General features: G+C 71.1%; 20 protein-coding genes and 1 tRNA gene. 12 read left to right on the forward strand and 9 right to left on the reverse strand.

Going from position 1 to position 21403, the window contains the following annotated elements:
* Positions 1–437 precede the first annotated feature (437 nt).
* Genes ACIQHQ_RS32360 through ACIQHQ_RS32375 form a run of 4 tightly spaced genes read left to right on the forward strand, consistent with a single transcriptional unit; the run spans position 438 to position 5639 of the window.
* The gene (locus tag ACIQHQ_RS32360; protein ID WP_402618808.1) at positions 438–1625 is read left to right on the forward strand and encodes a LeuA family protein; all 1188 of its coding nucleotides are present in this window, start codon (positions 438–440) and stop codon (positions 1623–1625) included.
* Positions 1622–2488, forward strand: coding sequence for a prephenate dehydratase (gene pheA, locus ACIQHQ_RS32365; protein ID WP_402618811.1), 867 nt, complete (start codon positions 1622–1624; stop codon positions 2486–2488). Before ACIQHQ_RS32360 ends, pheA begins: the two co-directional genes overlap by 4 nt.
* Entirely contained in the window at positions 2485–4419 is a 1935-nt protein-coding gene (locus ACIQHQ_RS32370) for an FAD/NAD(P)-binding protein (protein ID WP_402618814.1), read from the forward strand. The genes pheA and ACIQHQ_RS32370 overlap by 4 nt, the downstream gene beginning before the upstream one ends.
* The gene (locus tag ACIQHQ_RS32375) at positions 4416–5639 is read left to right on the forward strand and encodes a pyridoxal phosphate-dependent aminotransferase (RefSeq protein ID WP_402618817.1); all 1224 of its coding nucleotides are present in this window, start codon (positions 4416–4418) and stop codon (positions 5637–5639) included. The genes ACIQHQ_RS32370 and ACIQHQ_RS32375 overlap by 4 nt, the downstream gene beginning before the upstream one ends.
* Before the next feature lie 203 nt (positions 5640–5842).
* Here the strand turns inward: ACIQHQ_RS32375 and ACIQHQ_RS32380 are convergent, their stop codons facing one another.
* Complete coding sequence (locus tag ACIQHQ_RS32380; protein WP_402618819.1) at positions 5843–6571, reverse strand: LuxR C-terminal-related transcriptional regulator; 729 nt, start codon at positions 6569–6571, stop codon at positions 5843–5845.
* 405 nt (positions 6572–6976) lie between these two features.
* On the opposite strand from ACIQHQ_RS32380, the gene dhaL reads away from it, so the two are divergent.
* The gene (gene dhaL, locus ACIQHQ_RS32385) at positions 6977–7672 is read left to right on the forward strand and encodes a dihydroxyacetone kinase subunit DhaL (RefSeq protein ID WP_402618822.1); all 696 of its coding nucleotides are present in this window, start codon (positions 6977–6979) and stop codon (positions 7670–7672) included.
* 54 nt (positions 7673–7726) lie between these two features.
* On the opposite strand, the gene ACIQHQ_RS32390 is transcribed toward dhaL, so the two are convergent.
* Both ACIQHQ_RS32390 and aroH read right to left on the reverse strand, forming a co-directional pair.
* On the reverse strand, positions 7727–8923 hold the full coding sequence (locus ACIQHQ_RS32390) for a 3-deoxy-7-phosphoheptulonate synthase (RefSeq protein ID WP_402618825.1): 1197 nt from the start codon (positions 8921–8923) through the stop codon (positions 7727–7729).
* A 26-nt stretch (positions 8924–8949) separates the two neighbouring features.
* Positions 8950–9333: a chorismate mutase gene (gene aroH, locus ACIQHQ_RS32395; protein ID WP_402619130.1), complete on the reverse strand. Its 384-nt coding sequence runs from the start codon at positions 9331–9333 to the stop codon at positions 8950–8952.
* Between the two features lie 298 nt (positions 9334–9631).
* Here aroH and leuC point away from each other — a divergent pair, with 298 nt between their 5' ends.
* The 5 genes from leuC (at position 9632) to ACIQHQ_RS32420 (ending at position 13756) form a co-directional block, all read left to right on the forward strand.
* The gene (gene leuC / locus ACIQHQ_RS32400; RefSeq protein ID WP_402618828.1) at positions 9632–11035 is read left to right on the forward strand and encodes a 3-isopropylmalate dehydratase large subunit; all 1404 of its coding nucleotides are present in this window, start codon (positions 9632–9634) and stop codon (positions 11033–11035) included.
* Positions 11036–11049: 14 nt separating this feature from the next.
* Complete coding sequence (gene leuD, locus ACIQHQ_RS32405; RefSeq protein WP_402618832.1) at positions 11050–11649, forward strand: 3-isopropylmalate dehydratase small subunit; 600 nt, start codon at positions 11050–11052, stop codon at positions 11647–11649.
* Positions 11646–12266, forward strand: coding sequence for a cysteine hydrolase family protein (locus ACIQHQ_RS32410; protein WP_402618834.1), 621 nt, complete (start codon positions 11646–11648; stop codon positions 12264–12266). Before leuD ends, ACIQHQ_RS32410 begins: the two co-directional genes overlap by 4 nt.
* A 5-nt stretch (positions 12267–12271) precedes the next feature.
* Positions 12272–13276, forward strand: a complete 1005-nt coding sequence (locus tag ACIQHQ_RS32415; RefSeq protein ID WP_402618837.1) for a TauD/TfdA family dioxygenase — start codon at positions 12272–12274, stop codon at positions 13274–13276.
* A 75-nt stretch (positions 13277–13351) separates the two neighbouring features.
* The gene (locus ACIQHQ_RS32420) at positions 13352–13756 is read left to right on the forward strand and encodes a cupin domain-containing protein (protein ID WP_402618840.1); all 405 of its coding nucleotides are present in this window, start codon (positions 13352–13354) and stop codon (positions 13754–13756) included.
* 85 nt (positions 13757–13841) lie between these two features.
* Here the strand turns inward: ACIQHQ_RS32420 and ACIQHQ_RS32425 are convergent, their stop codons facing one another.
* Positions 13842–14378 carry a CGNR zinc finger domain-containing protein gene (locus ACIQHQ_RS32425; protein ID WP_402618843.1) on the reverse strand — a complete coding sequence of 179 codons (537 nt, stop codon included), beginning with the start codon at positions 14376–14378 and terminating at the stop codon, positions 13842–13844.
* 157 nt (positions 14379–14535) lie between these two features.
* On the opposite strand from ACIQHQ_RS32425, the gene ACIQHQ_RS32430 reads away from it, so the two are divergent.
* Together ACIQHQ_RS32430 and gap are read left to right on the forward strand one after the other, a co-directional pair.
* Positions 14536–15462: a DMT family transporter gene (locus tag ACIQHQ_RS32430; RefSeq protein ID WP_402618845.1), complete on the forward strand. Its 927-nt coding sequence runs from the start codon at positions 14536–14538 to the stop codon at positions 15460–15462.
* Between the two features lie 108 nt (positions 15463–15570).
* Positions 15571–16581 carry a type I glyceraldehyde-3-phosphate dehydrogenase gene (gene gap, locus ACIQHQ_RS32435; protein ID WP_402618848.1) on the forward strand — a complete coding sequence of 337 codons (1011 nt, stop codon included), beginning with the start codon at positions 15571–15573 and terminating at the stop codon, positions 16579–16581.
* Between the two features lie 145 nt (positions 16582–16726).
* Here gap and ACIQHQ_RS32440 read toward each other — a convergent pair whose 3' ends face one another.
* The 5 genes from ACIQHQ_RS32440 to ACIQHQ_RS32460 form a co-directional block, all read right to left on the reverse strand.
* The gene (locus tag ACIQHQ_RS32440) at positions 16727–17506 is read right to left on the reverse strand and encodes an IclR family transcriptional regulator (protein ID WP_402618850.1); all 780 of its coding nucleotides are present in this window, start codon (positions 17504–17506) and stop codon (positions 16727–16729) included.
* 435 nt (positions 17507–17941) lie between these two features.
* A complete protein-coding gene (locus ACIQHQ_RS32445) occupies positions 17942–18142 on the reverse strand; it encodes a hypothetical protein (protein ID WP_402618853.1) in 201 nt (66 codons plus the stop codon).
* A gap of 75 nt (positions 18143–18217) precedes the next feature.
* Positions 18218–18291: transfer RNA gene (locus ACIQHQ_RS32450), tRNA-Thr, on the reverse strand.
* A 107-nt stretch (positions 18292–18398) separates the two neighbouring features.
* Positions 18399–20021, reverse strand: a complete 1623-nt coding sequence (locus ACIQHQ_RS32455; protein WP_402618856.1) for an alpha/beta hydrolase — start codon at positions 20019–20021, stop codon at positions 18399–18401.
* A gap of 123 nt (positions 20022–20144) precedes the next feature.
* Positions 20145–21350, reverse strand: a complete 1206-nt coding sequence (locus tag ACIQHQ_RS32460; protein WP_402618858.1) for a DNA polymerase III subunit delta' — start codon at positions 21348–21350, stop codon at positions 20145–20147.
* Positions 21351–21403 lie beyond the last annotated feature (53 nt).

The following is a 21403-nucleotide window of genomic DNA, read 5'->3' on the forward strand; positions in this document are numbered from 1 at the left end:
CGTACGCCTGACCGACGGCGGTTCGTCCTGCGCCGATCAGCGCAGGCGGCACCCGACCGGAGCGGGCACAGGATGTCGGGTGCGGCGGGACCCGCGCTGCCCAGCGTGAGGGCACGAATGGACAGCACACCGTGTACCGCGCCGTCCGCTCACGCAACGCTCACGCGCTGAGTAGCCGTGTCCGGCCCTGGCCGCATACCTGCCCGAAGTCCGCCCCTTCGCCTTCCGAGGGCGGGCATCGGCCTGGGGAGGAGGCGATGTGCGGACCACGTCCTTTGGTGGAATCCCGCTGCACCAAAGGGGCGGATGTCATGCGGAGTGTGCGGTGCCACGCCCGGTGCTCCTCCATCGGTGGATGACGCCAAGCCGCCGGTTCCCAAGGATCGGTGACCGTTCGGCTGAGGAATCCGAGCGCATCCCAGGCCCTTGGGGGAGAAGTGAACGAGCACGCAACACCCCGTCGTATAACCGTTTTCGACACCACGCTCCGCGACGGCGAACAGGCGCCGGGCAATGCGATGAACCCGGAGCAGAAGCTCGAACTGGCCCAGCTGATCGCCGGTTTGGGCGTGGACACCATCGAGGCCGGCTTTCCCGCCTCCTCGCCCAGCGACTTCGAGGCGACCCGGCTGATCGCGCGGCATCTGTCCGGCACCAAGTTCGCCACGTTCTCCCGCACCACCCACCGGGACGTCGAGCTCGCCGTCGAGGCCGGCGGCACCGCCAACCACCAGGTGCAGATGGTGGCCACCGGCAGCCAGATCCACCTGACCCACAAGCGCGGCATCACTCACCACGCGGCGGTGCGGGAGGTCGTGGACACGGTGAAATTCGCCGTCTCCCTGGGCGTCACCGACATCGCCGTCGGAATCGAGGACGCCAGCCGCGGCGACGACGACCTGCTGCGCGCGCTGACCGAGGCGGCCGTGGACGCGGGCGCGACCTGCATCATCCTGGCCGACACGACCGGGTGCCACACGCCCGAGGAGTTCGGCACCCTCATCGGCAAGATCCGCCGGTGGGCGCCGCCGCCCATCGTGGTCTCCACCCACTGCCACAACGACTTCGGCCTGGCCACCGCCAACACACTGGCCGGCCTCGCGGCCGGTGCGGACGAGGTCCAGGTCGCCCTCGGCGGCATCGGCGAGCGGGCCGGCAACACCTCGCTGGAGGAGGTCGCCGCGGTCCTCGCGTACAAGACCGATCTGCTCGGGATGACCACCGGTGTCCGGCTGGAGCCGATGTACGCGGCGTACAACCGGCTGCGCGAGATCATCCGGCTGGAGGAGCCCCGCAACAAGCCCCTCTTCGGCAAGTACGTATTCGGCACCGCGGCCGGCATCCACCAGCAGGGCATGCTCAGCGACCCGAGCACCTACGAGTACGTGGAACCCGCGCGTTTCGGCCGTGAACGCTCGCTGCTCATCGGGCGCCACTCCGGGCGGAGCGTGCTGCGCCACCTCATCGAGCAGCTCGACGTGAAGGTCGACGAGGCCGAGCTGGACGAGCTGTACCGCGTCCACATCGCCGAGCGTGAGCGGGGCGACTGCGAGGACCTGTCGGACGTCCGTGAGCGGCTCGCCCGTGAACTGGGCACGCGCGTGGCGGTGGCAGCGGCGCGATGAGGTACTCGTATCTGGGCCCGGAGGGCACGTTCACCGAATCCGCCGTCCGGCGGCTCGCGCCCTCCGCCCGGCAGGCCGCCCCCTACCCCACTGTCCCGGCGGCGGTGGGGGCCCTGCTCTCCGGCCGGTCCGGCCGGGCGGTGGTACCGCTGGAGAACTCCGTCAGCGGCGTGGTGCCGCCCACGCTCGGGGAGCTCGTCGCGCACGCCGGGGAGCTCAGGATCGACGCCCAGGTGGCGATCACCGTCACCTTCGCCCTGATGGCCGCCGAGGGCACGCGGCTTCGCGACGTACGGCGGGTGGTGAGCCATCCGCACGCGCACAGCCAGTGCCGGCAGTGGCTGGAACGGCACGTTCCGCACGCGGAGCCCGCCCTCGCCGACTCCACCGCGGCAGCCGCCCGCGCCCTGGCGGAGGGCGGGCCGGGCACCGACGCCGCGATCGCCGCACCCGAGACCGCCGCACGCTACGGGCTGACCGTGCTGGCCCGCGACATCGGCACACGGCACGACGCCATGACCCGGTTCGTGTCGCTGTGCCGCACCGGCCCGCAGGGGCCGCCCACGGGCCATGACCGCACCTCGTTGCTGATCACCCCCGACCGCTCGGCACCGGGCGTGCTCACCGGTGTGCTCGGCGAACTGAGTCGGCGGCAGGTGTCCATCACCTGGATTCAGTCCTGGCCCCGGCAGACCGAGCGGGGACGCCACCACTTCCTGATCGAGGTCGACCAGCACATCCAGTACCCGGGTCTCGCTGAGGCGGTCGCCGCGATGCGCCGCGGCGTCGACTCGCTGAGCCTGCTCGGAAGTTATCCGTACATCGTCGATCGTGAGGTCGAGGGGGAGAGGGCCGCCGCATGAGTGCGACGCGCATCGCTGTGATCGGCAGCGGGCCCAGAGGAATGATGGTGCTCGAGCGGCTGGCCGCCCGCCTCGCGCAGGAGCCGGGGCCCCTGGACGTCCAGCTGTTCCTGGTGGACGAGGTGGAGCCGGGGGCCGGCCGGATCTACCGGACCGACCAGCCCGACTGGTTCCTGATGAACACCGTGGCGGGCCAGTGCTCCGCCTACTCCGGCGAGCCCGACGGCGGCCCGGCGCGGGCCGGGGCCGGTCCGTCGTTCGGCGAGTGGTGGGAATCCGTCGGGAACTACCCCGGCCCGGACAGCTACGCACCACGCGGGCAGTACGGCCGCTACCTGTGCTCGGTGCTCAGCGCGGTGGAGAAGACCCTGCCGACCGGTGTACGGCTGCGGTGCATCAAGGAACGCGCCGAGGAAGTCGTCAAAGCCGGCGGCCGCTACCTGATCACCCTGTCCGGTGGTGAGCGGCTGGACGCCGACCGGGTCGTCCTGACCACCGGGCACTCCCGCAACCAGCTCACCGGCCGGGAGGGTGCCTTCGCCGACTTCGCGCGGCAGCGCCCGGAACTTGGCTACATCCAGGGTGATTCGGCGGCCGACATGCCTCTGGACGAGATCACGCCAGGCTCCGGCGTCGGCGTGATCGGGCTCGGCCTCTCCTTCTACGACGTGATGGCCGCCCTCACCATCGGCCGGGGTGGGCGTTTCGCCCCGGGCGAGGACGGCAGGCTCGTCTACCACCCCAGCGGCGAGGAACCTCTGATCGTGGCCGGCTCCCGCAGCGGGATGCCCTTGCCGGCCCGGGGCCGCAACCAGAAGCCTCCCCGGTACTCCTACCGCCCGCTGCTGTTCACCCCCGAACGCGTCCGTGCCCATCAGCCCCGGGGGCCACTCGACTTCACGAGCCACGTCTTCCCCTGGCTGCTGGCCGAGATCGAATGGGTGTACTACGGAACGGCCCTGCGGCGTGCCTTCGGCGGCAAGGTCGCCGCACGGTTCCGTACCCAGGTGGAGCTCGCCGCCGAGCAGGGGGTGCCGCCGACGGCGGCCATCGCCGGGCGGCTGGGGCTGCGGGACGTTCCTCCGGTGGACATCGACGCGCTCGCCCGGCCGTTCGCGCACCGTACCTTCGCCGGTCCGCAGGAATTCGCTCGCGTGCTCCGAGAGGAGATCGAACAGGACCTCGCGCACGCCGCCGAGGGAAACGTCGACTCCCCGATCAAGGCCGCGCTCGACGTCATGCGCGACACCCGCTGGGTCATCCGCGAACTGGTCGACTTCTCCGGACTGACGGGTCGCTCGCAGCGGGAGGACTTCCTCGGCTGGTACGTGCCCAGGGCCTCGTTCCTCGCGGCCGGCCCGCCGAGGGAGCGGCTCCACCAGGTACTCGCCCTGATGGACCAGGGGCTGCTGCGCATCGTCGGGCCGCGGACCCGCTTCGACACCGACCCGGGCGAGGGCCGCTTCGTGGTGTCCTCGCCCCAGGTCCCCGGCTCCGCCGTCCCGGTCACCACGGTGGTCGACGCGCGGATCCCCGACCCCGATCTACGCCGGGACCTCAGCCCGCTCACCGTGCGGCTGCGCGAGTCAGGCGTGTGGACGAGCTATGTCAATCGCAGCGGCGGCACGGGCTACGACACCGGCGGGGTCGCCGTCACCGGCAGGCCGTTCCACCCGGTGGACAGGGACGGCGGCGCCGACGAGGGCATGTACGTCCTCGGCATCCCCACCGAGCACACCCGGTGGTTCATGCAGGTCGGCAGCAGCCGGCCGGGCATGTGGAGCGACTTCGTCCATGACGCCGACGCCATCGCGGCGCACGCGCTGCTCCCGGTGACCCGGACGGAGGTGCCCCGGGCGCGCACCCCTGAGCTGTTCGGCCCGGCAACGAAGACGGCGGGCGAGCGATCGCCGGAGAGGAAGGCGGGATGAGCATGCGCGTCGCACAGCGTTTCTCGGCTGTCGAGCGGTCCGCGACCGTCGCCCTGCTGGAGACGGTACAGCGACTGCGGGCCGCCGGTGTCGAGGTGCTGGACCTCAGCGGTGGCGAACCGGACTTCATCACGCCGCGGACAGTCGTCGCGGAGGCCGTCTCAGCACTGGAAGGCGGGGACACCCACTACACCGCGAGCCGGGGCGTCCCCGAACTCCGGCGAGCCGTCGCGGACAAGCTGGCCGCCGAGAACGGCATCCACGTAGATCCGGCCACCGGCGTCATCGTCACCCCCTCGGCCAAGCAGGCGCTGTTCACCGCGCTGATGACCATGCTGGATCCGGGTGACGAGGTCATCGTGCCCACTCCGGCGTGGGTGAGCTACCCGGCGATGGCGGGCCTGCTGGGTGCCCGCCCGGTGTCGGCCGAGCTCAGCGCGGAGGACGGGTTCCGGCTGTCCCGGCGGCTTCTGGAGGACCGGGTCACGGGCCGTACCCGGGCGCTGGTCGTCAACACACCGGCCAACCCGACGGGGCACGTACTGGACCGCGAGGAGGCCGAGGAGATCGTGGCATTCGCGGTCGAGCACGACCTCGTACTCATCGTGGACGAGATCTACGAGAAGATCGTCTACGACGGCCACGGTCACCTCAGCCTGGCGAGCCTGCCCGGCGCGGCGGAGCGCACGCTCACGGTCAACGGTTTCTCCAAGGCGTACGCGATGACGGGCTGGCGGCTCGGCTATCTGGCGGGGCCCGAGCCACTGATCTCACAAGCCCTCAAGGTTCAAGAGCACACGGTGAGTTGTGCCGCGTCCTTCGTACAGCGCGGTGGTGTGGCGGCGTTGATCCGGACGGCCGACGACGTCGCCGCGATGCTGAAGGAGTACGCGGTGCGACGGGAGATGACGGTCTCCGCGCTGAACGCGCTGCCCGGCGTGACCTGCGCCTCCCCCGAAGGCGCGTTCTACGCGTTCGCCGATATCCGGGGCACGGGGCTCACGTCGGCCGCCTTCGCCCAGCGGCTGCTCGACGAGGCCGCGGTCACGGTGGCTCCGGGCTCGGCGTTCGGGGAGGGTGGCGAGGGGTACGTGCGGCTGTCGTTCGCGGCGTCCCGCGAGGTCCTGCAGGGGGCGGTGGAGCGGTTGTCGCGACTGGCCGCCCAGTGGGCGGGGAACAGGGCGTTCTCCACCAGTACGCCCGCGCCCGGGGGCGGTTAGCAGCGAGGGGCGGGCCACCTGCCCGCCCTGATGCGCGCGATGCGCAACGTGGCCGGGGTGTACGACGTCAGCCGGGCGCAGTCCCAGCCGCAGCCGCAGAGCGCCTGACCGGGCCGCAGCCGGTGATCGCGAGAGACAGGAACGAAGGAGACCGGCCGCCCCGTTCGGGGCGGCCGGTCTCCTTCTCGTCCGTCGGGCCCTTTTCAGGCCACCTCAGCCGACCGGCGGGGGGCGGGCACGGCCTCCCCCTCGGCGGGCCAGGACTGCTGGAACAGCAGCACGGCCTCCAGTCGGTTGCGGGCGCCGAGCTTGGTGAGCGCGTGCGAGACATGGCTCTTGACGGTGGCAGGCGACACCCTGAGCCGAACCGCCGTCTCGGCCGTCGACATGCCTTCCGCCAGGTTCCGCAGCACTTCCTGTTCGCGGGACGTCAACGTGTGCAGGAGGCTCTTGGAACCGGCGGGGGCCGGCACCGGCGGGACGGACGTCTGCCGGGTGTACAGGGCGCGCAGTTCCGGGGAGAGCACCGTGTGGCCGGAAGCCACCGCGCGGATGGCAGCAGCGATCTTGGCGACCTTGATGTTCTTCACCAGGCAGCCGGTGGCGCCGGCCGCGAAGACCGCGTCGAGGCGCCGCTGGGTCCAGCCGGTGCCGACGACCAGCACCCGCACCCGCCGCAGGTCCAGCTGCCGGATCAGGCCCGTGGCGTCTTCGCGCGGGGCGACCGCCAGGACGGCCACGTCGACGCGGTCGAGTGGCCACTGCCGCAGGGGCTGCTGGTTGTTCACGCCGCCCACCACGTCGAGGTGGGCCGAGGTTGCCAGGACGCTTGTCAGGACGTGGCGGGAGATGGGGTCGTGGTCCGCGACCAGCACGCGAGCTCTGTCATCCTCGGCCTGTTCGGCGCCGAAGAGATCTCGCTCCAGAGACATGATGTGCACCCCTCATGAGAATGTGCGATCGACCCCGGCACGAAGAAGCTTAATTCCTGGAACATAATTCAGCAATACTGAACAGGGTTTGCCGAATCTTGATGGCCGGATTTTGCACTTCCCTCCGCACCTCCAGCCTGTGAAGTCCCTGCGTATGCCCATCGTGCGGGGTGAACTCCCGGTGCGCGGGCGGAGCCTGCACTCCGTGCGGTTGAGAGTTTGAACTTCCTTTATGTTGCCGTTTGTTGACGGTCGGTGAGGCTGCCGTTACGGTCTGGCTCCTGTGGGGAAGACCGGTCCTGTCGCGTGAGCACACAACAGCTCATCGAGGGCCTCTCCAACGGGCTCGCTCGACAACGCCGTCGAGGGTCGGTGTCCGGGTGTCGCTGCAGCGGAGGGGGAAGCGTGGACAAAGCGCTGGCCAGGGCTTGGCTTTGGGCGTTCGCAATGGCAGTCGAGGAAGGGGAGGCACGACTCACCGCCCTGGATTCCGCGATCGGGGATGGGGACCACGGCGTCAACATGCGTCGTGGCATGCTTCACGTCCGCCGGCTGCTGCTGAAGGACGAGCCCCCGGGCACCGTGGGTGAACTGCTCGGCATGACGGGACTGTTACTGCGGGACCATGTGGGCGGAGCCGCCGGGGTGTTGTACGGGAGCACCTTCCAGGCGATGGGCGCCGCGCTGCCGGTCCACCGGGCCGGGGTCGCCCAGCTCACCGCCGCCCTGGAGGCGGGACTCGCCACCGTGGTCCGGCTCGGAGCAGCGGTCCCGGGCGACAAGACCATATTCGACGCCTTCGCACCCGCTGTGGCGGCCTTCCGCGACGCGAGCACGGCAGGCGGGGACCTGAGGGCCGCGGTGACGGCGGCCGCCGAGGCCGCCGAGGCGGGCGCCCGGTCCACGGTCCCGATGCAGGCGCGCAAGGGCCGCGCCTCCTACCTCGGCTACCGCAGCATCGGCCACTTGGACCCGGGGGCCGCCTCCACCGAGATGCTCTTCAGGTCACTCGCCGATGAGGTGACGCAGGGCCCACTTCGCCCCGCGGACGGAAGGGACCTGCCGGACGTGGTGAACGAGAGCTCGTCGGCCGGAAAGTGACGAGGGCCGCTCCCGCCGGACCCCGCCAACGCTCCGCGGCCACGGCATGACGTCCTACTGAGGAGCCCTCCACGCGCCCGCCACGGTGCACGCCTGCTGGGGATTGAGTCGTGGACCGCACAGTGCGGTGGAGCACTCCGCCGCGTCCACGTCGACGGCTGTCCAGGCGCACTCCGTCACCGGGTCGGGCGTGGTCTCCAGCAGCAGTCCCGCGGCCACCGCGCCGGACTCGGTGACGGCCTGCCGGAAGGCCACGGTCTCCTCGATCAGCATCGACACCAGCCGTGTCCGGCGGCCCGAGGAGGCGGTGAGCGTGTTCCCGTGCATCGGATCGCACAGCCAGGCCACCGGGTGCCCGGCCTCCCGTACCGCGGTGACGAGGCGGGGCAGCTCCGACGCCACGCGGGAGGCGCCCATGCGGGAGACGAGGGTGAGGCGGCCCGGCTCGCGGTCGGGGTCCAGCACGGCGCACAGACGGAGCAGGTCGCCTGGGGCGGTGCCGGGGCCGACCTCACAGGCCACCGGGTTGGCGATGCCGGCGAGCAGCCGGACGTGCGCCCCGTCCGGCCGGCACGTGTGTGCGCCGAGCCACGGCAGATGCGTGGAGGCCAGCAGGGTCCGGCCCGTGGGCATGCGCCGCAGGAAGGGCAGCTCGTAGTCGAGGACCAGGGCCTCGTGACTCGTCCACACGGGCGCCGCGGTGACCGGGTTCCGGTCGTCCGCCCGCACCCGCAGGAACTCGGTGGCTCGCCGCGCCGCGGCGTAGCAGTCCAGCATGTGCTCGGCGCGCGCCCTCCGGGCGTCGGCGTCCGGCTCCGGGCGGTTCACCAGGTGGCCCCGGTACACCGGGATCTCGACACCGTCGACCTGTTCGGTCGGCGAGCTGTGGGGCGTGGCGAACTGGCCGGCGAAGCGGCCGATCCGGACGACCGGCCTGCCGGTATTCACCTTCATGATCCCGGCCAGTGTGTCGAGGAGCCCCGTCTTGCGAGCGACGGCGGCGGGGTCGCATTCGGCGGGGTCCTCGGTGCAGTCGCCGGCCTGAAGCACCTGGTACTCCCCGGCGGCGGCCCGGGCCAGCAGCCGCCGCAGGGCCCACGTCTCCTCCCAGCCGACCAGGCCGGGCAGCCCGGCCAGTTCGGCGCGCACGACGGCGGCCCGGACCGGATCACTCCACACGGGCTGCTGGGGCGCGGGGGCCGGCGGCCACGCCTTTGCCCGCGCCGCCTGTGACGCCGCCGAGTCGTTCACCGGGGGAGGGTACGGCGAGGACACGGTCAGGTTTCCTCGGGCCGGGCGGCGGGTGCGCCCGCGACCAGGTCCGGGCGCAGTGTGGCCGCGCCGTACAGGTACACGTGCGCGGCCTCGGACCGGGGCCGGGTGGAGTGGGTGTGGATCAGCACGCGTACCGTGCGGGGGCTGCCGCCCGCTACGTCGATCTCGCTCGCGCACATCAACGGCACGTCGACGAACCCCATCTCGCGGGCGGCGCGGGCCGGATAGGCGGCGGTCAGGTCCGGGCTGGCGGTGAACCAGATGCTGATCAGGTCCGCCGGGTCGAGCGCGTTGCGGATGATCATCTCGCGGAGCAGCTCGGTGGTGGCCCGCACGATGTGGAGCGGATCGTTCGAGGCGACCTGGGTGGCACCGCGCAGCGCCATGACCCGGGACGCGGCCGGTGCGTCCGTGGTGTGCGTGCGCCCATGGGCGAGTTGTCCGTTCACTTCTTCTCCGAAGGTGCTGACGGCGGGTCGAACAGGTGCGGAACGCGCGAACCGAACAGCAGCGGAACGCGCGCTCATCCTGAACGGCTCCGCGCCGCCGCGTCATCCACCGACGGAGGACGTGACCGGCCCCGATGGCCCCGGTGCGCCGAAGGAGGAGTGCTGTGCGTCGGTGGAGGAGGCTTCCACCATCGGCCGATGCCCTGGCGCATCCCGTGCGACGAGCCTTGCGGCCATGGGTTCAACGCTTGCGCAGAAGGTCTGGGCCGATCACACGGTCCGTAGGGGCGAGGCGGGGGGCGACGACCTCCTCTACGTCGACCTGCACCTGCTCCACGAGGTGAACACTCCTCGGGCGTTCGACGGCCTGCGGGCCGCCGGACGCACCGTGCGGCGCCCCGAGCTGACGCTGGGCACGGAGGACCACAACGTGCCCACCACGTCCCCCCTCGAGGGGTTCGACGACCCGGCGGGCCGTCGGCAGGCCGCACAACTCAGGGACAACTGTGGCGCCTTCGGCATCCCCGTGCACCGGCGCGGTGACAAGGGTCACGGCATCGTGCATGTCATCGGACCGGAGCAGGGCCTGGTCCGGCCAGGGATGACGGTCGTGTGCTGCGACTCGCACACCACCACCCTCGGCGCGTTCGGCGCAATCGCCTTCGGCATCGGTACCAGCCAGGTCGAGCACGTGCTGGCCACCCAGACACTGTGGACGCGCCGGCCGCAGGACATGGCGGTCACCGTCACGGGGCAGCTCCCGGCGGACGCCACGCCCAAGGACCTGGTGATGGCCCTGATCGCGCTCATCGGCACCGGCGGCGGCCAGGGGCACATCATCGAGTACCGGGGCCCGGCCGTCGAGGAGCTGTCGATGGAAGGCCGCATGACCCTGTGCAACATGTCGGTGGAGGCCGGGTCCAAGGCCGGACTCGTCGCCCCCGACGAGACGACCTTCACCTATCTGCGCACCCGTCCCGGCATGCCCGAGGGCGCGGACTGGGACGCTGAGGTGGCGTACTGGGAGTCGCTGCGCACCGACCCGGACGCGCGGTTCGACAAGGAGGTCGCCCTCGATGCCGGAACGGTCCGGCCGTACGTCTCCTGGGGGACCAACCCGGCGCAGAGCCTGCCGCTCGACGGCCGGGTGCCGAGTCCGGCCGACTTCACCACGGCCACCGAGCGCGCCGCGGCCGAGCGGGCCCTTGAGTACATGGACCTCGAGCCAGGCAGCCGCCTGACGGACATCGGGATCGACACCGTCTTCGTGGGCTCCTGCACCAACGGCCGCATCGAGGACCTGCGCGCCGCGGCCGAGGTGCTGCGCGGGCGCCGGGTCGCCGACACAGTGCGCATGCTCGTCGTACCCGGCTCCGCCGCGGTGCATCAGCAGGCCGTGAGCGAGGGGCTCGACCGGGTCTTCACCGGTGCCGGCGCGGATTTCCGCCCCATCGCGGGCTGCTCGATGTGCTGCGGTTTGAACGAGGACCGGCTGCGGCCCGGACAGCGCGCGGTGTCCACCAGCAACCGCAACTTCGAGGGCCGGCAGGGCAAGCGGTCGCGCACCCACATCGCCTCTCCGGCGGTGGCCGCGGCCAGCGCCGTGACCGGCCGGATCACCGCACCCACCGACCTGTGAGGCCACGCACCGCCATGGATCAGTTCACCGTGCACGTCGGCACGGCGCTGCCACTCAGGCGCAGCAACGTCGACACCGACCAGATCATCCCCGCCCGCTTCGTCCCGTACTTCAGCCTGACCGGACACGGCAACGGCCTGTTCGGGGACTGGCGTGACGACCCGTCGTTCGCCGCCAACCAACCCCAGTACCAGGGCGCGACGATTCTCGTCGTGGGCAACGAGTTCGCCACGGGCTCCTCCCGGGAATCCGCCGTCTGGGCGCTGCAGAAGTCCGGGCTGCGTGCCGTGCTCGCCCCGAGCTTCGGCGACATCTTCCGTGAGAACGCCCTCATGCGCGGCCTGCTGCCCGTCGTCCTGCCGGCGGAGGCCATCGAGCGGCTGTGGGAGCTGACCGAGGCCGACCCGACCACGTCGATCACCGTCGACCTGGAGCGGCGGCAGGTCCGGTTCGCCGACCGGGTCGAGGAGTTCCAGATCAATGAGGGCGCCCGGGACCGGCTGCTGCGCGGCGCCGACACCATCAGCGACACCCTGCGGCACGAGGCCGAGATCGTCGCGCACGAGCGGCGGCGCCGGCCGCTCCTGCCCACGACGACGAGGAGTGCGGCATGACCCGAAGCCCCGCCCTGCTGGTGCTCGATCTCATCAACGAGATCGCCCACCCCGACGGGAAGTACAACGACGTCTGCCTCGACCAGATCGAGAGCAGAGGCGTCCTCGGCCACGCCCGCCGCGCCGTCGACCGCGCCCGCGAGGCCGGCATACCGGTGGTGTACGTGGTCGTCGGCTTCTCCCCGGGACTCGCGGACTGGCCGCCCACTTCCCCGCTGTTCGCCGAAGCGGCCGACGGCGACCGGCTGATCCTGGGGACCTGGGGCACCCAGGTGCACGACTCCCTCAAACCCGAGGCCGGCGAGCCGGTCATCGCCAAGCGCAGGGTCAATCCGTTCCTCGGCACACACCTCGAACTGATCCTGCGGTCCTACGGCGTGAACACGCTGCTGCTGACCGGGGTGACCACCGACCTCGTCATCCTGTCGACCGCCCGGGAGGCCCACGACCTGGACTTCCGCGTGGAGGTGCTGGAGGACGCCACCGCCACATCGAGCCAGGAACTGCACGAGGCGGCGCTGACCCTGCTGCGCCGCACCGCCGAAGTCACCACCGTGGACGCGGCGTTGGGGCGGACACGGGATGCGGGGGAAACCGAAGCCGAAGGGGAGGGGTGAGGTAGATGCAGCCGTTCCACGTCATCACCGACCGGGAGAAGGACGAGCTGTACGGGGTGCTCGAAACCATCGAAGCCAACCCGTACGACGACTACCACGCCTTCTCCGCGGCCGTACGGCAGGCGACGGAGGGCAACGTCCCGCAGTCGCTGGTCCAGGCCGCCGAACGGATCCGAGCGGACCGCGAGCAGGGGGTATCCGACACGCACGTGCTGCGCAACTGCCCGGTGGACAAGGAGCTTCCCGAACTCGGACACGACGACCCGCAAGCGGACAAGTACGCCCGCAAGCGGACCTTCGTCGGCGAGGGCTTCCTGGAGCTCATGGCGCAGCTCACCGGCACCCCCATGATGGCGTACGCGACCCGCTTCAACGGGGACTTCTTCACCGACGTGTACTCCATCAGCAAGTACCACGGGAAGCAGACCGGTTACAGCGACGGTGAGCTCGTCTACCACAACGACCGCACCGCCCACCCCGTGCGTGCCGACTACATCAGCCTGCTGGGCATGCGCTGCCCGGTGCAGGAGTACACCTGCACCAGCCTCGTCGAGGCCCGGACCCTGCGCGCCGCGCTGCCCGAGGACACCCTGCGCATCCTGGGTGAGGCGCACTTCGTCACCCCCTTCGACGTGGTCTCCCGGGACAACAACAGCAGCCTGAGCGTCTCGGAGAAGCACGCGATCTTCCAGGGCGACTACGGCATCCGCTACCTGGACACGCACACCACGGTCGCGCCGGACGCCCCGGGCGAGGCCAAGGACGCCCTGATCGAGCTGAAGAACGCTCTCACCCGGGCGGAGAAGAAGCGGCACCGCATCCTGGAGGGCGACCTGCTGATCTTCGCCAACCAGAACGGGCTGCACAGCCGCGAGCTGATCGAGGTCAACGACCCCGAGCGATCCCGCTCGCGCTGGCTGCTGAAGACGTACACCCTGCGCAGCCAGGCCGTCGCGGACGGCTTCGCGGACCGCTGGGTGGACGGCGTGGCCGGCCGGGTCGGCGACTGACCGTACCCGTCGGCCACCGCCTCCTCCCCTCACTCCCCCGCTGCCCCACACCGAACCCAAGGTAGGGAAACTTCGATGACGTCGACCCCCGAGGCCCCGGCCGCTCTGGCCGAGCTGCTGCCCACCCTGTTCACCGGGATGCCCGGCGCGTCCTTCTCCGAGCGGGAGCTGGTCTTCCAGCCCGTCAACGCCGACGGGCGCTCCCAGGCCGAGATGGTCCCGCTCTACACGGTCAAGGAGACCGGGGAGGGCGGACCGGCCGCAGCGATCATGCGATACCTCCCGGGCTGTGAGGCCCCCGCCCACCGGCACCCCGGCTACGAGATGATCTACGTGCTGAGCGGTGAACTGGAGACGGACGACGGCACGTACGGGGCCGGCAGCCTGCTGGTCATGCCGCCGGACAGCGTGCACGCGCCGCGCAGCCCCAAGGGTTGCCTCGGCCTCGTCGTCTGGGAGCGGCCCGTCCAGGTGGTGTGACCGCGCGGATGGTTTCCCGGATCCGAGGGGGGAGGCCGGCGGGAGGTTTTTCCGCCGGCCTCCCCGTTCAGGGTTCGTACGAGGGTCAGGCGTGATGGCGGGAGCGGTGAGCCGCGGCCTTGGCCCGGTTGCCGCAGCGCGTCATGTCGCACCAGCGGCGCGAGGAGCGGTGGGAGCGGTCGACGTACAGCCGGGTGCATCGGGGCGCTGCGCACTCCTTGACCTGCCCGGACGGCTGGGTGAGCAGTTCCACGGCGTCTCGGGCCAGCGTCGCCAGGACGGCGCCCATCGTGCCGTGCCGTACCACCGTGCCGTCGGGCTGCAGCTCGTGGCGGACCGGGACGCGGGTGGTGGCGCGGTTGAGCACGGCGCAGTCCTCCGCCCCGAGGGAGGAACCGCTGCCCGAGGCGAGCACCAGGCGGTAGATCGCCTCGCGCAGCTGCACGGCCGCGGCCAGGTCCGCCTTGGTCACCGATGCCGGTGCGTCCAGTACTCCCGAGGCGGCGGTCCAGTCGGCGAGGTCGGCCGGGGTGACAAGGAGGTCCAGCGGGTCGTCGCGTCGGCTCTGGACCGTGCCGACGAAGTCAAGGGCCACGCTGCCGCTGACGAATGCGAACTTCATCCCTAGAGAGTAACCCCCACAGCCCCGCTGCGATTAACCCCACAGTGCGGTTACCCTCCCGGCGCAAGTGACCACATTGACCAGTTACCCAAGTCATCTGTACCGTGCCGCATAACCCCTGCTGCCGGTTACTCCCGAGCGAGAGGCCACCTTTGCAATGGAACGCGACGACTTGAAACTCGCCGAGGCGGAAGGCGAAGTACCGCCAGCGGCGACGCCCGAGGCCACCGCGGCGCCGCCCTGGGTCTCCGCCACCGTCCCCGCCGTCTTCGTCGTCCTGTGGAGCAGCGCGTTCATCGCGGCGGTGATCGGCACCGACGCCGCACCGCCGCTGTTGCTGACCTTCTCCCGTTTCGCGATCGCCGGCGTCCTGCTCGCCGTCGTCGCCCTGGTCTCGAAGTCGCCCTGGCCCAAGGGCAAGCTGCTGCTGCACGTCGTCGTCACCGGTCTGCTGATGCAGGCCGTGCAGTTCGGCGCCTTCTACACGGCCATCGGCGCCGGGCTGCCCGGCGGCGTGGTCGCGCTGATCCAGGGCTTCAACCCCGTGCTGATCGCCCTGATGGCCGGCTTCTTCGTGGGTGAGGAGATCACCCGGCAGCAGTGGCTCGGCTTCGCCATCGGCGGTGCCGGTGTCGCGCTGGCCGTCGCCGGCGCGCTCGACTTCTCCACCAGCGCCATCGTGCTCTCCTTCGTCGGCCTGCTCGGCCTGAGCGCCGGCACGGTCTACCAGAAGCGCTTCACCCAGGGCGCGGACGTCCGCAGCAGCACCGCGGTGCACTTCCTGGCCAGCGCGCCGGTGATGCTCGTGATGACGCTCACCCTGGAGGACCCGAAGGTCACCGACTGGGGAGCGTTCGGCGGCTCATTGGCCTGGATCGTGCTGATCAACTCCGTGGGGACGTTCCTGCTGCTCAATTTCATGCTCAAGAAGCAGGCGGCGAGCCGGGTCGGCACCCTCTTCTTCCTCACCCCGGCCGTAACCGCCCTCCTGGCTTGGCTGGTCATCGGCCAGACACTGAACCTCTCGGCGATCATCGGCCTCGTCCTCGGCGGGGCCGGCGTCCTCCTCGCGGCGCGCAAGTAACCGACGGCCGGCGCGCGCCCGTAGCCGCTCGACTCGCCACCCCCGCGCTGACGTTCCGCCCGCACGACACGTTCGACGCATCCGACGATGCAGAGAAGAGAAGCAGCCATGACCATCAAGGTCGCCATCAACGGATTCGGCCGCATCGGGCGCGGCTTCCTGCGCGCCGCGCTCACCCATGGAGCGGATCTGGACGTCGTGGCCGTGAACGACCTCACGGATGCCGCGACACTCGCCCACCTGCTCACCTACGACAGCACCATGGGCAAGCTCGCAGCCGAGGTAGTGGCCGAGGGCGACGCGCTCGTGGTCGACGGCCGCCGGATCGCCGTCCACGGGGAGCGCGAGCCGGGCAAGCTGCCCTGGGGCGAGCTGGGCGTCGACGTGGTCGTGGAGTCCACGGGCATCTTCACCGACGCCAAGAAGGCCGCCGCGCACCTCGACGCGGGCGCCCGCAAGGTCCTCATCTCGGCCCCCGCCAAGAACGAAGACCTCACCCTCGCGTACGGCATCAACCACACGAGCTACGACCCCGCCGTCCACCACATCGTCTCCAACGCCTCCTGCACCACGAACTGCCTGGCCCCGCTCGCCAAGGTGCTGCACGAACGGATCGGCGTGGAACACGGGCTGATGACCACCGTGCACGCCTACACCCAGGACCAGAACCTGCAGGACGGCCCGCACAAGGACCCCCGGCGCGCCCGCTCCGCCGCGCTCAACATCGTGCCGACGTCCACCGGCGCCGCCCAGGCCATCGGCCTCGTCCTGCCGGAACTCAACGGCAAGCTGGCCGGCCTGTCGCTGCGGGTGCCGGTGCCGGTCGGCTCACTGACCGACCTCTCGGTCTACCTGTCGCGGCCGACCACCGTCAAGGAGGTCAACGAAGCCTTCGCCGAGGCGGCGGCCGGGGAGCTGGCCGAGGTGCTGCGCTACAGCGACGCCCCGCTCGTCTCCACCGACATCGTCGGCGACGCGGCGTCTTGCGTCTTCGACTCCAAGCTGACCACGGTGACGGGCGACGGCCGCCACGTGAAGGTGTTCGGCTGGTACGACAACGAGTCCGGTTTCTCGCATCGGGTCGTCAACGTCGTGCGCCTGCTGGGATCGCGGGGCTGACCACCCCCGTCGTCCACCACCACGGCCGCGTCCCGCGCGGGTGCCCTGACGCACCGCGCGGGGACGCGGCCGTGCGGCTGCATGCCGCGATCGTGTCCCGCGGCCGTGCATTCCTGTCCGCCCGTGCGGGGTCCGAAGCTCGTGGTCAGTCGGTCACGCGCCAGGCGACGCCCCGGCCCGCCCCGAGTTCACGCGAGAGCAGGGTCGCCACCTCGCGCACGGCCACGGCCTGCCCCTGCCGGCCGGCCTCGGTCAGGAGCCGCTCGGCGGGGCCGACGATGCCGATCGCGCCCGCCGGATCGCCGTACCGGTCGAACACCGGCGAGGCGATGCCGGCCTCGCCCAGCGTGCTCTCCTGGTCCTCCAACGCGTAACCGGTCTGCCGGATCTCCTCCAACTGGTCGGCGAGCACAGCGGGGTTCACCACGCTCTTCCCGGTCAGCCGGGCCAGGGGGCCCGCCAGCAGTTCCTTCTGCCGCTGCTGCGGCAGGAACGACACGAGGGACTTGCCGAGTGCGCAGGTGTTCCAGGGAATGGTGGCGCCGAGTTCCAGGATCTGCGCCCCGCTGCCGTGCCGGAAGGCATGGTGCACGACGAGCATGTGCCGGTCGTCGTCCAGCACGGCGACCCACACCGCCTCGCCGGTGCGCTCGGCCAGGGTTTCCGCCCAGGCGACCGAGCGGGACCGCAACTCCTGTGTCTCCAGGTAGGAGTGGCCGAGGCGGAGCAGGGCCGCCCCGAGGAGATACTTGTTGGTCTCCTTCTCCTGACGCACCAGGCCCTCGGCCTCGAGGGTGCGCAGCAGCGCGTGCACAGCCGGTTTCGAGACGCCGATCCGCTCAGCGAGCTCCGTGACGCCCAGGCGGGGGCCCGACGACGACAGTTCCCGCAGGATGCGTGCCGCACGCTGAACGGACTGCACCATTTTTTTACTCGCATTCAGTATTGCAGAGCACCGTTCAGAAAACATACCACTCCTGTAGCTGGCGCTCCCCCGGACTTCCGATGCGCACACATCTGCTTGCGGCCGCGACGAATGCGCACGTTCGCCGACCCCTTTGTGATCGGGATCAATGCGAGTGCCAGGGCAGCGGACGGTCTGTGGAGGTATGCGGTCCACGTGTGACCGACGGGTGCACCCTCGGCGACCGGACCACGCCGGACGCATCGGTGACCACCGCCGCGGCGGTCGGCCTGTTCCCGCGCCTCCGGTGTCGGCCCCGGCCACCGCCCCGTGCCGGTTCACGGATCGCACCGGAATTCCTGATTTCTCGATGGCGCGGATTTGCCCGGGAGTTGAGTTACTTGGCGAAAGACCCAAGGGGACCGTCGTACGCCTCGTCCTGAATTCCCGGCGACTTCACCTGGCCCGGGTCACACCGGCCCGTCGTCCGATGGTCGCGGCCAGCACCGACGGCAGCAGAAACGCCGCCGCGGCGATGACCGCGGACAGGTGCAACCCGCCGATCATGTCGCCCGCCGTGCCCATGAGCGTGCCGAAGAGGGCCACGCCCCAGGCGCTGCCCACCTGACGGGAGACGTCGAACACCACTGACGCCACCTGGGCCTTGTCCGCGGGACTCCCCGAGCCAAAAAAAACCCCAGGTCAGCGGCTATCTGACCTGAGGTTTCTCAGAGCCGCCTTCGGGATTCGAACCCGAGACCTACGCATTACGAGTGCGTTGCTCTGGCCATCTGAGCTAAGGCGGCGCGCTGTCCGCACTATGGTGCGATCAGCAACGACGGTAAGTCTACACAGTTTCCCAGGGTGCTCCGCACCAGCCCCGGAGGCAGGCCTTCCGGGGCTGGGATCACGGCTATGAGCAGCGCTTTCCGTCCGTGGGCGGGGTGCCGCGCAGGAGGTAGGCGTTGATCGTCCGGTCGATGCAGGAGCTACCGCGGCCGTAGGCCGTGTGGCCGTCGCCCTCGTAGGTGAGCAGGCGTCCCGAGGAGAGCTGGCCGGCCAGGGCCCGCGCCCAGCGGTACGGGGTCGCGGGGTCGCGGATCGTGCCGACCACGACGATCGGCGCCGCGCCCTTCGCTTCGATGCGGTGCGGCTCGCCCGTGGCGTGCACCGGCCAGTACGCACAGTTCAGGGCGGACCACGCCAGGCCCTCGCCGAAGACCGGCGACGCCTTCTCGAACTCGGGCAGCGCCCTGCGCACCTCCTCGGGGGTGGCGAAGGAGGGTGGCAGGTCCAGGCAGTTCACCGCCGCGTTGGCGAACATCAGGTTGCTGTAGGCGCCGTCGGCGTCCCGCTCGTAGTAGCCGTCGGACAGGACGAGGAGTCCGGAGCCGTCGTTCTCCTTCATCGCGCTCGTCAGCGCCTCGCGCAACTGGCCCCACGAGCCCTCGTCGTACATGGCCGCGATCACACCCGTGGTGGCGAGCGACTCGGTGAGCTTGCGGCCGCCGGCGTGGCCGGTGGCGGCGGGGCGGGTGTCCAGCTTGTCGAAGAACGCCTTGAGGTTCTCGCCCACTTGCTCGGGCGAGGTGCCCTTGCCGCCCAGCGGGCAGTCCGTGTGCCGCACGCAGTCCTTGGCGAACGACCGGAACGCCGTCTCGAAGCCCGCCGTCTGTTCGAGGTTCAGCCGCCGGGCCGGCAGCGACGGGTCCATCGCGCCGTCCAGCACCAGCCGGCCGGTCCGGTCCGGAAAGAGCCCGGCGTACGTCGCCCCCAGGAAGGTGCCGTACGAGGCGCCGACGAAGTTCAGCTTCTTGTCGCCGAGTGCCGCCCGCACGATGTCCATGTCCCGGGCCGCCTCCACCGTGGACACATGACGCAGCAGCCGGGGCGCGTCCGCGCCGCAGCCCTCGGCGAACGTCCGGTACGCCGTGACCAGCCCGTCCGCCTCCTTTCCGTCGTCGGGCGTGGTGTCCGTCTGCGTGTAGGTGTCCATGGCCGGTCCGTCCAGGCACTCGACCGGCTCGCTGCGGGCCACGCCGCGCGGGTCCACCGCCACCATGTCGTAGCGGGCGCGCACCTCGGCCGGGTAGCCGATGCCCGCGTACGCCTGCACGTAGCCGATCGCCGAGCCGCCCGGCCCGCCGGGGTTCACGAGCAGCGAGCCCAGCCGCTTTCCCGGGCCGGTGGCCTTCTTGCGGGTGACGGCGAGACGAATGTCGCCGGAGGACGGCTTGGCGTAGTCCAGCGGCGCCTTGAGGGTGGCGCACTCGAAGCCCGGGGCGCCGCAGCCGCGCCAGGCCGGCTTCTGCCCGTAGTACGACGACAGCGCCGCGGGGGTGGCCTGTGGCAGTGCGAGCAGCGCCGCCTCCGCCGCCGCGGAGGCGGAGGACCTCGTCGCGCTCCCGGAGGAGCACGCGGAGACGAGCAGCGCGGTTGCGGCGAGCAGACCGGCGGCGGTCTTGGCCCGGTTTCGTGTCCTGCGGTGGAGGCCGCCGGAGCCGGGGGCGGAGCGGGGGATGCGCCGTGTGTACATCCAGCGAGCGTAACTCTGGGCAACGGACTGAGCGCCCTGCGTGTACGCCGTGCCTCGTACGAGTTACGGCGTCAACCCGGCGTGCGGCTCGTGCGGCGGTCGGCGCTCTCGTCCTGCCGGCCCTCAGCCCGCTCTGAGCGCCATCGTCATCGCTTCCACCGCGAGCAGCGGCGCCACGTTGCGGTCGAGAGCGTCGCGGCAGGCGCCGATCGCCTCGATGCGGCGGAGTGTGGACTCCGGGGAACCGGAGCGGGCGAGGCGCTCCAGGGCGTCCTCGGCGTCCGCGTTGGCGATCGCCACGCGCGAGCCGAGCTGGAGGGCGAGGACATCCCGGTAGAAGGCCGTGAGATCGGTCAGGGCCAGGTCGAGGCTGTCACGCTGCGTGCGCGTTCTGCGGCGCTTCTGCTTGTCCTCCAGGTCCTTCATCACGCCCGCGGTGCCGCGGGGCATGCGCCCGCCCTGGACAGCGCCGAGGGCGGCCTTCAGCTCCTCGGTCTCCTTGGAGTCCATTTCCTCCGCGAGCTGCTTGGCGTCCTCGGCGGCCGCGTCGACGAGTTCCTGGGCGGCCTTGAGCGCACCGCCGATCTCCTCGACGCGCAGCGGCAGCCTGAGTACGGCGGCTCGGCGCTCCCGCGCGGCCGGGTCGGTGGCCAGGCGACGCGCCCGGTCGACATGGCCCTGGGTCGCGCGGGCAGCCGCGGCGGCGACCTCCGGCTCGATGCCTTCGCGGCGGACGAGCATGTCGGCGACGGCGTCGACCTTGGGCGTGCTCAGGTTCAGGTGGCGGCAACGGGAGCGGATGGTCGGCAGGACGTCTTCGATGGAGGGGGCGCACAGCAGCCAGACCGTGCGCGGAGCGGGCTCCTCGACGGCCTTGAGGACGGCGTTGGCCGACTTCTCGTTCAGCCGCTCGGCGTCCTCGACGAGGATGATCTGCCAGCGGCCGGTCGCCGGCGAGGTGAACGACTTGCGGACGGTGTCGCGCATGTCGTCGGCGAGGATCTGCGTGCCGACGGCGGCGACAGTGGTGACGTCGGCGTGCGTGCCGATCAGTGCCGTGTGGCAGCCGTCGCAGAAGCCGCAGCCCGGGGAGCCACCGAGGGCGCGGTCCGGGCTGACGCACTGGAGGGCCGCCGCGAACGCCCGCGCCGCCTGGTTGCGTCCGGCACCGGGCGGTCCTGTGAACAGCCACGCGTGCGTCATCTTCGACGCCTCTGGCGGCGGGGCGCCGGTGGTGGCCGCGGTGACCAGGGCGTCGGCGTCCCGAGCGGCGGCGGCCAGCTGCTCGCTCACCCTCTCCTGCCCGACGAGGTCGTCCCACACCGTCATGGGTCACACCGCCCTTCCGTCACGTTCCGCGTCGCGAGATCCATTGTGGGGGC

The organism is Streptomyces sp. NPDC092370 (assembly GCF_044755265.1).
In the GTDB taxonomy this organism is placed as follows: Bacteria; Actinomycetota; Actinomycetes; order Streptomycetales; family Streptomycetaceae; genus Streptomyces.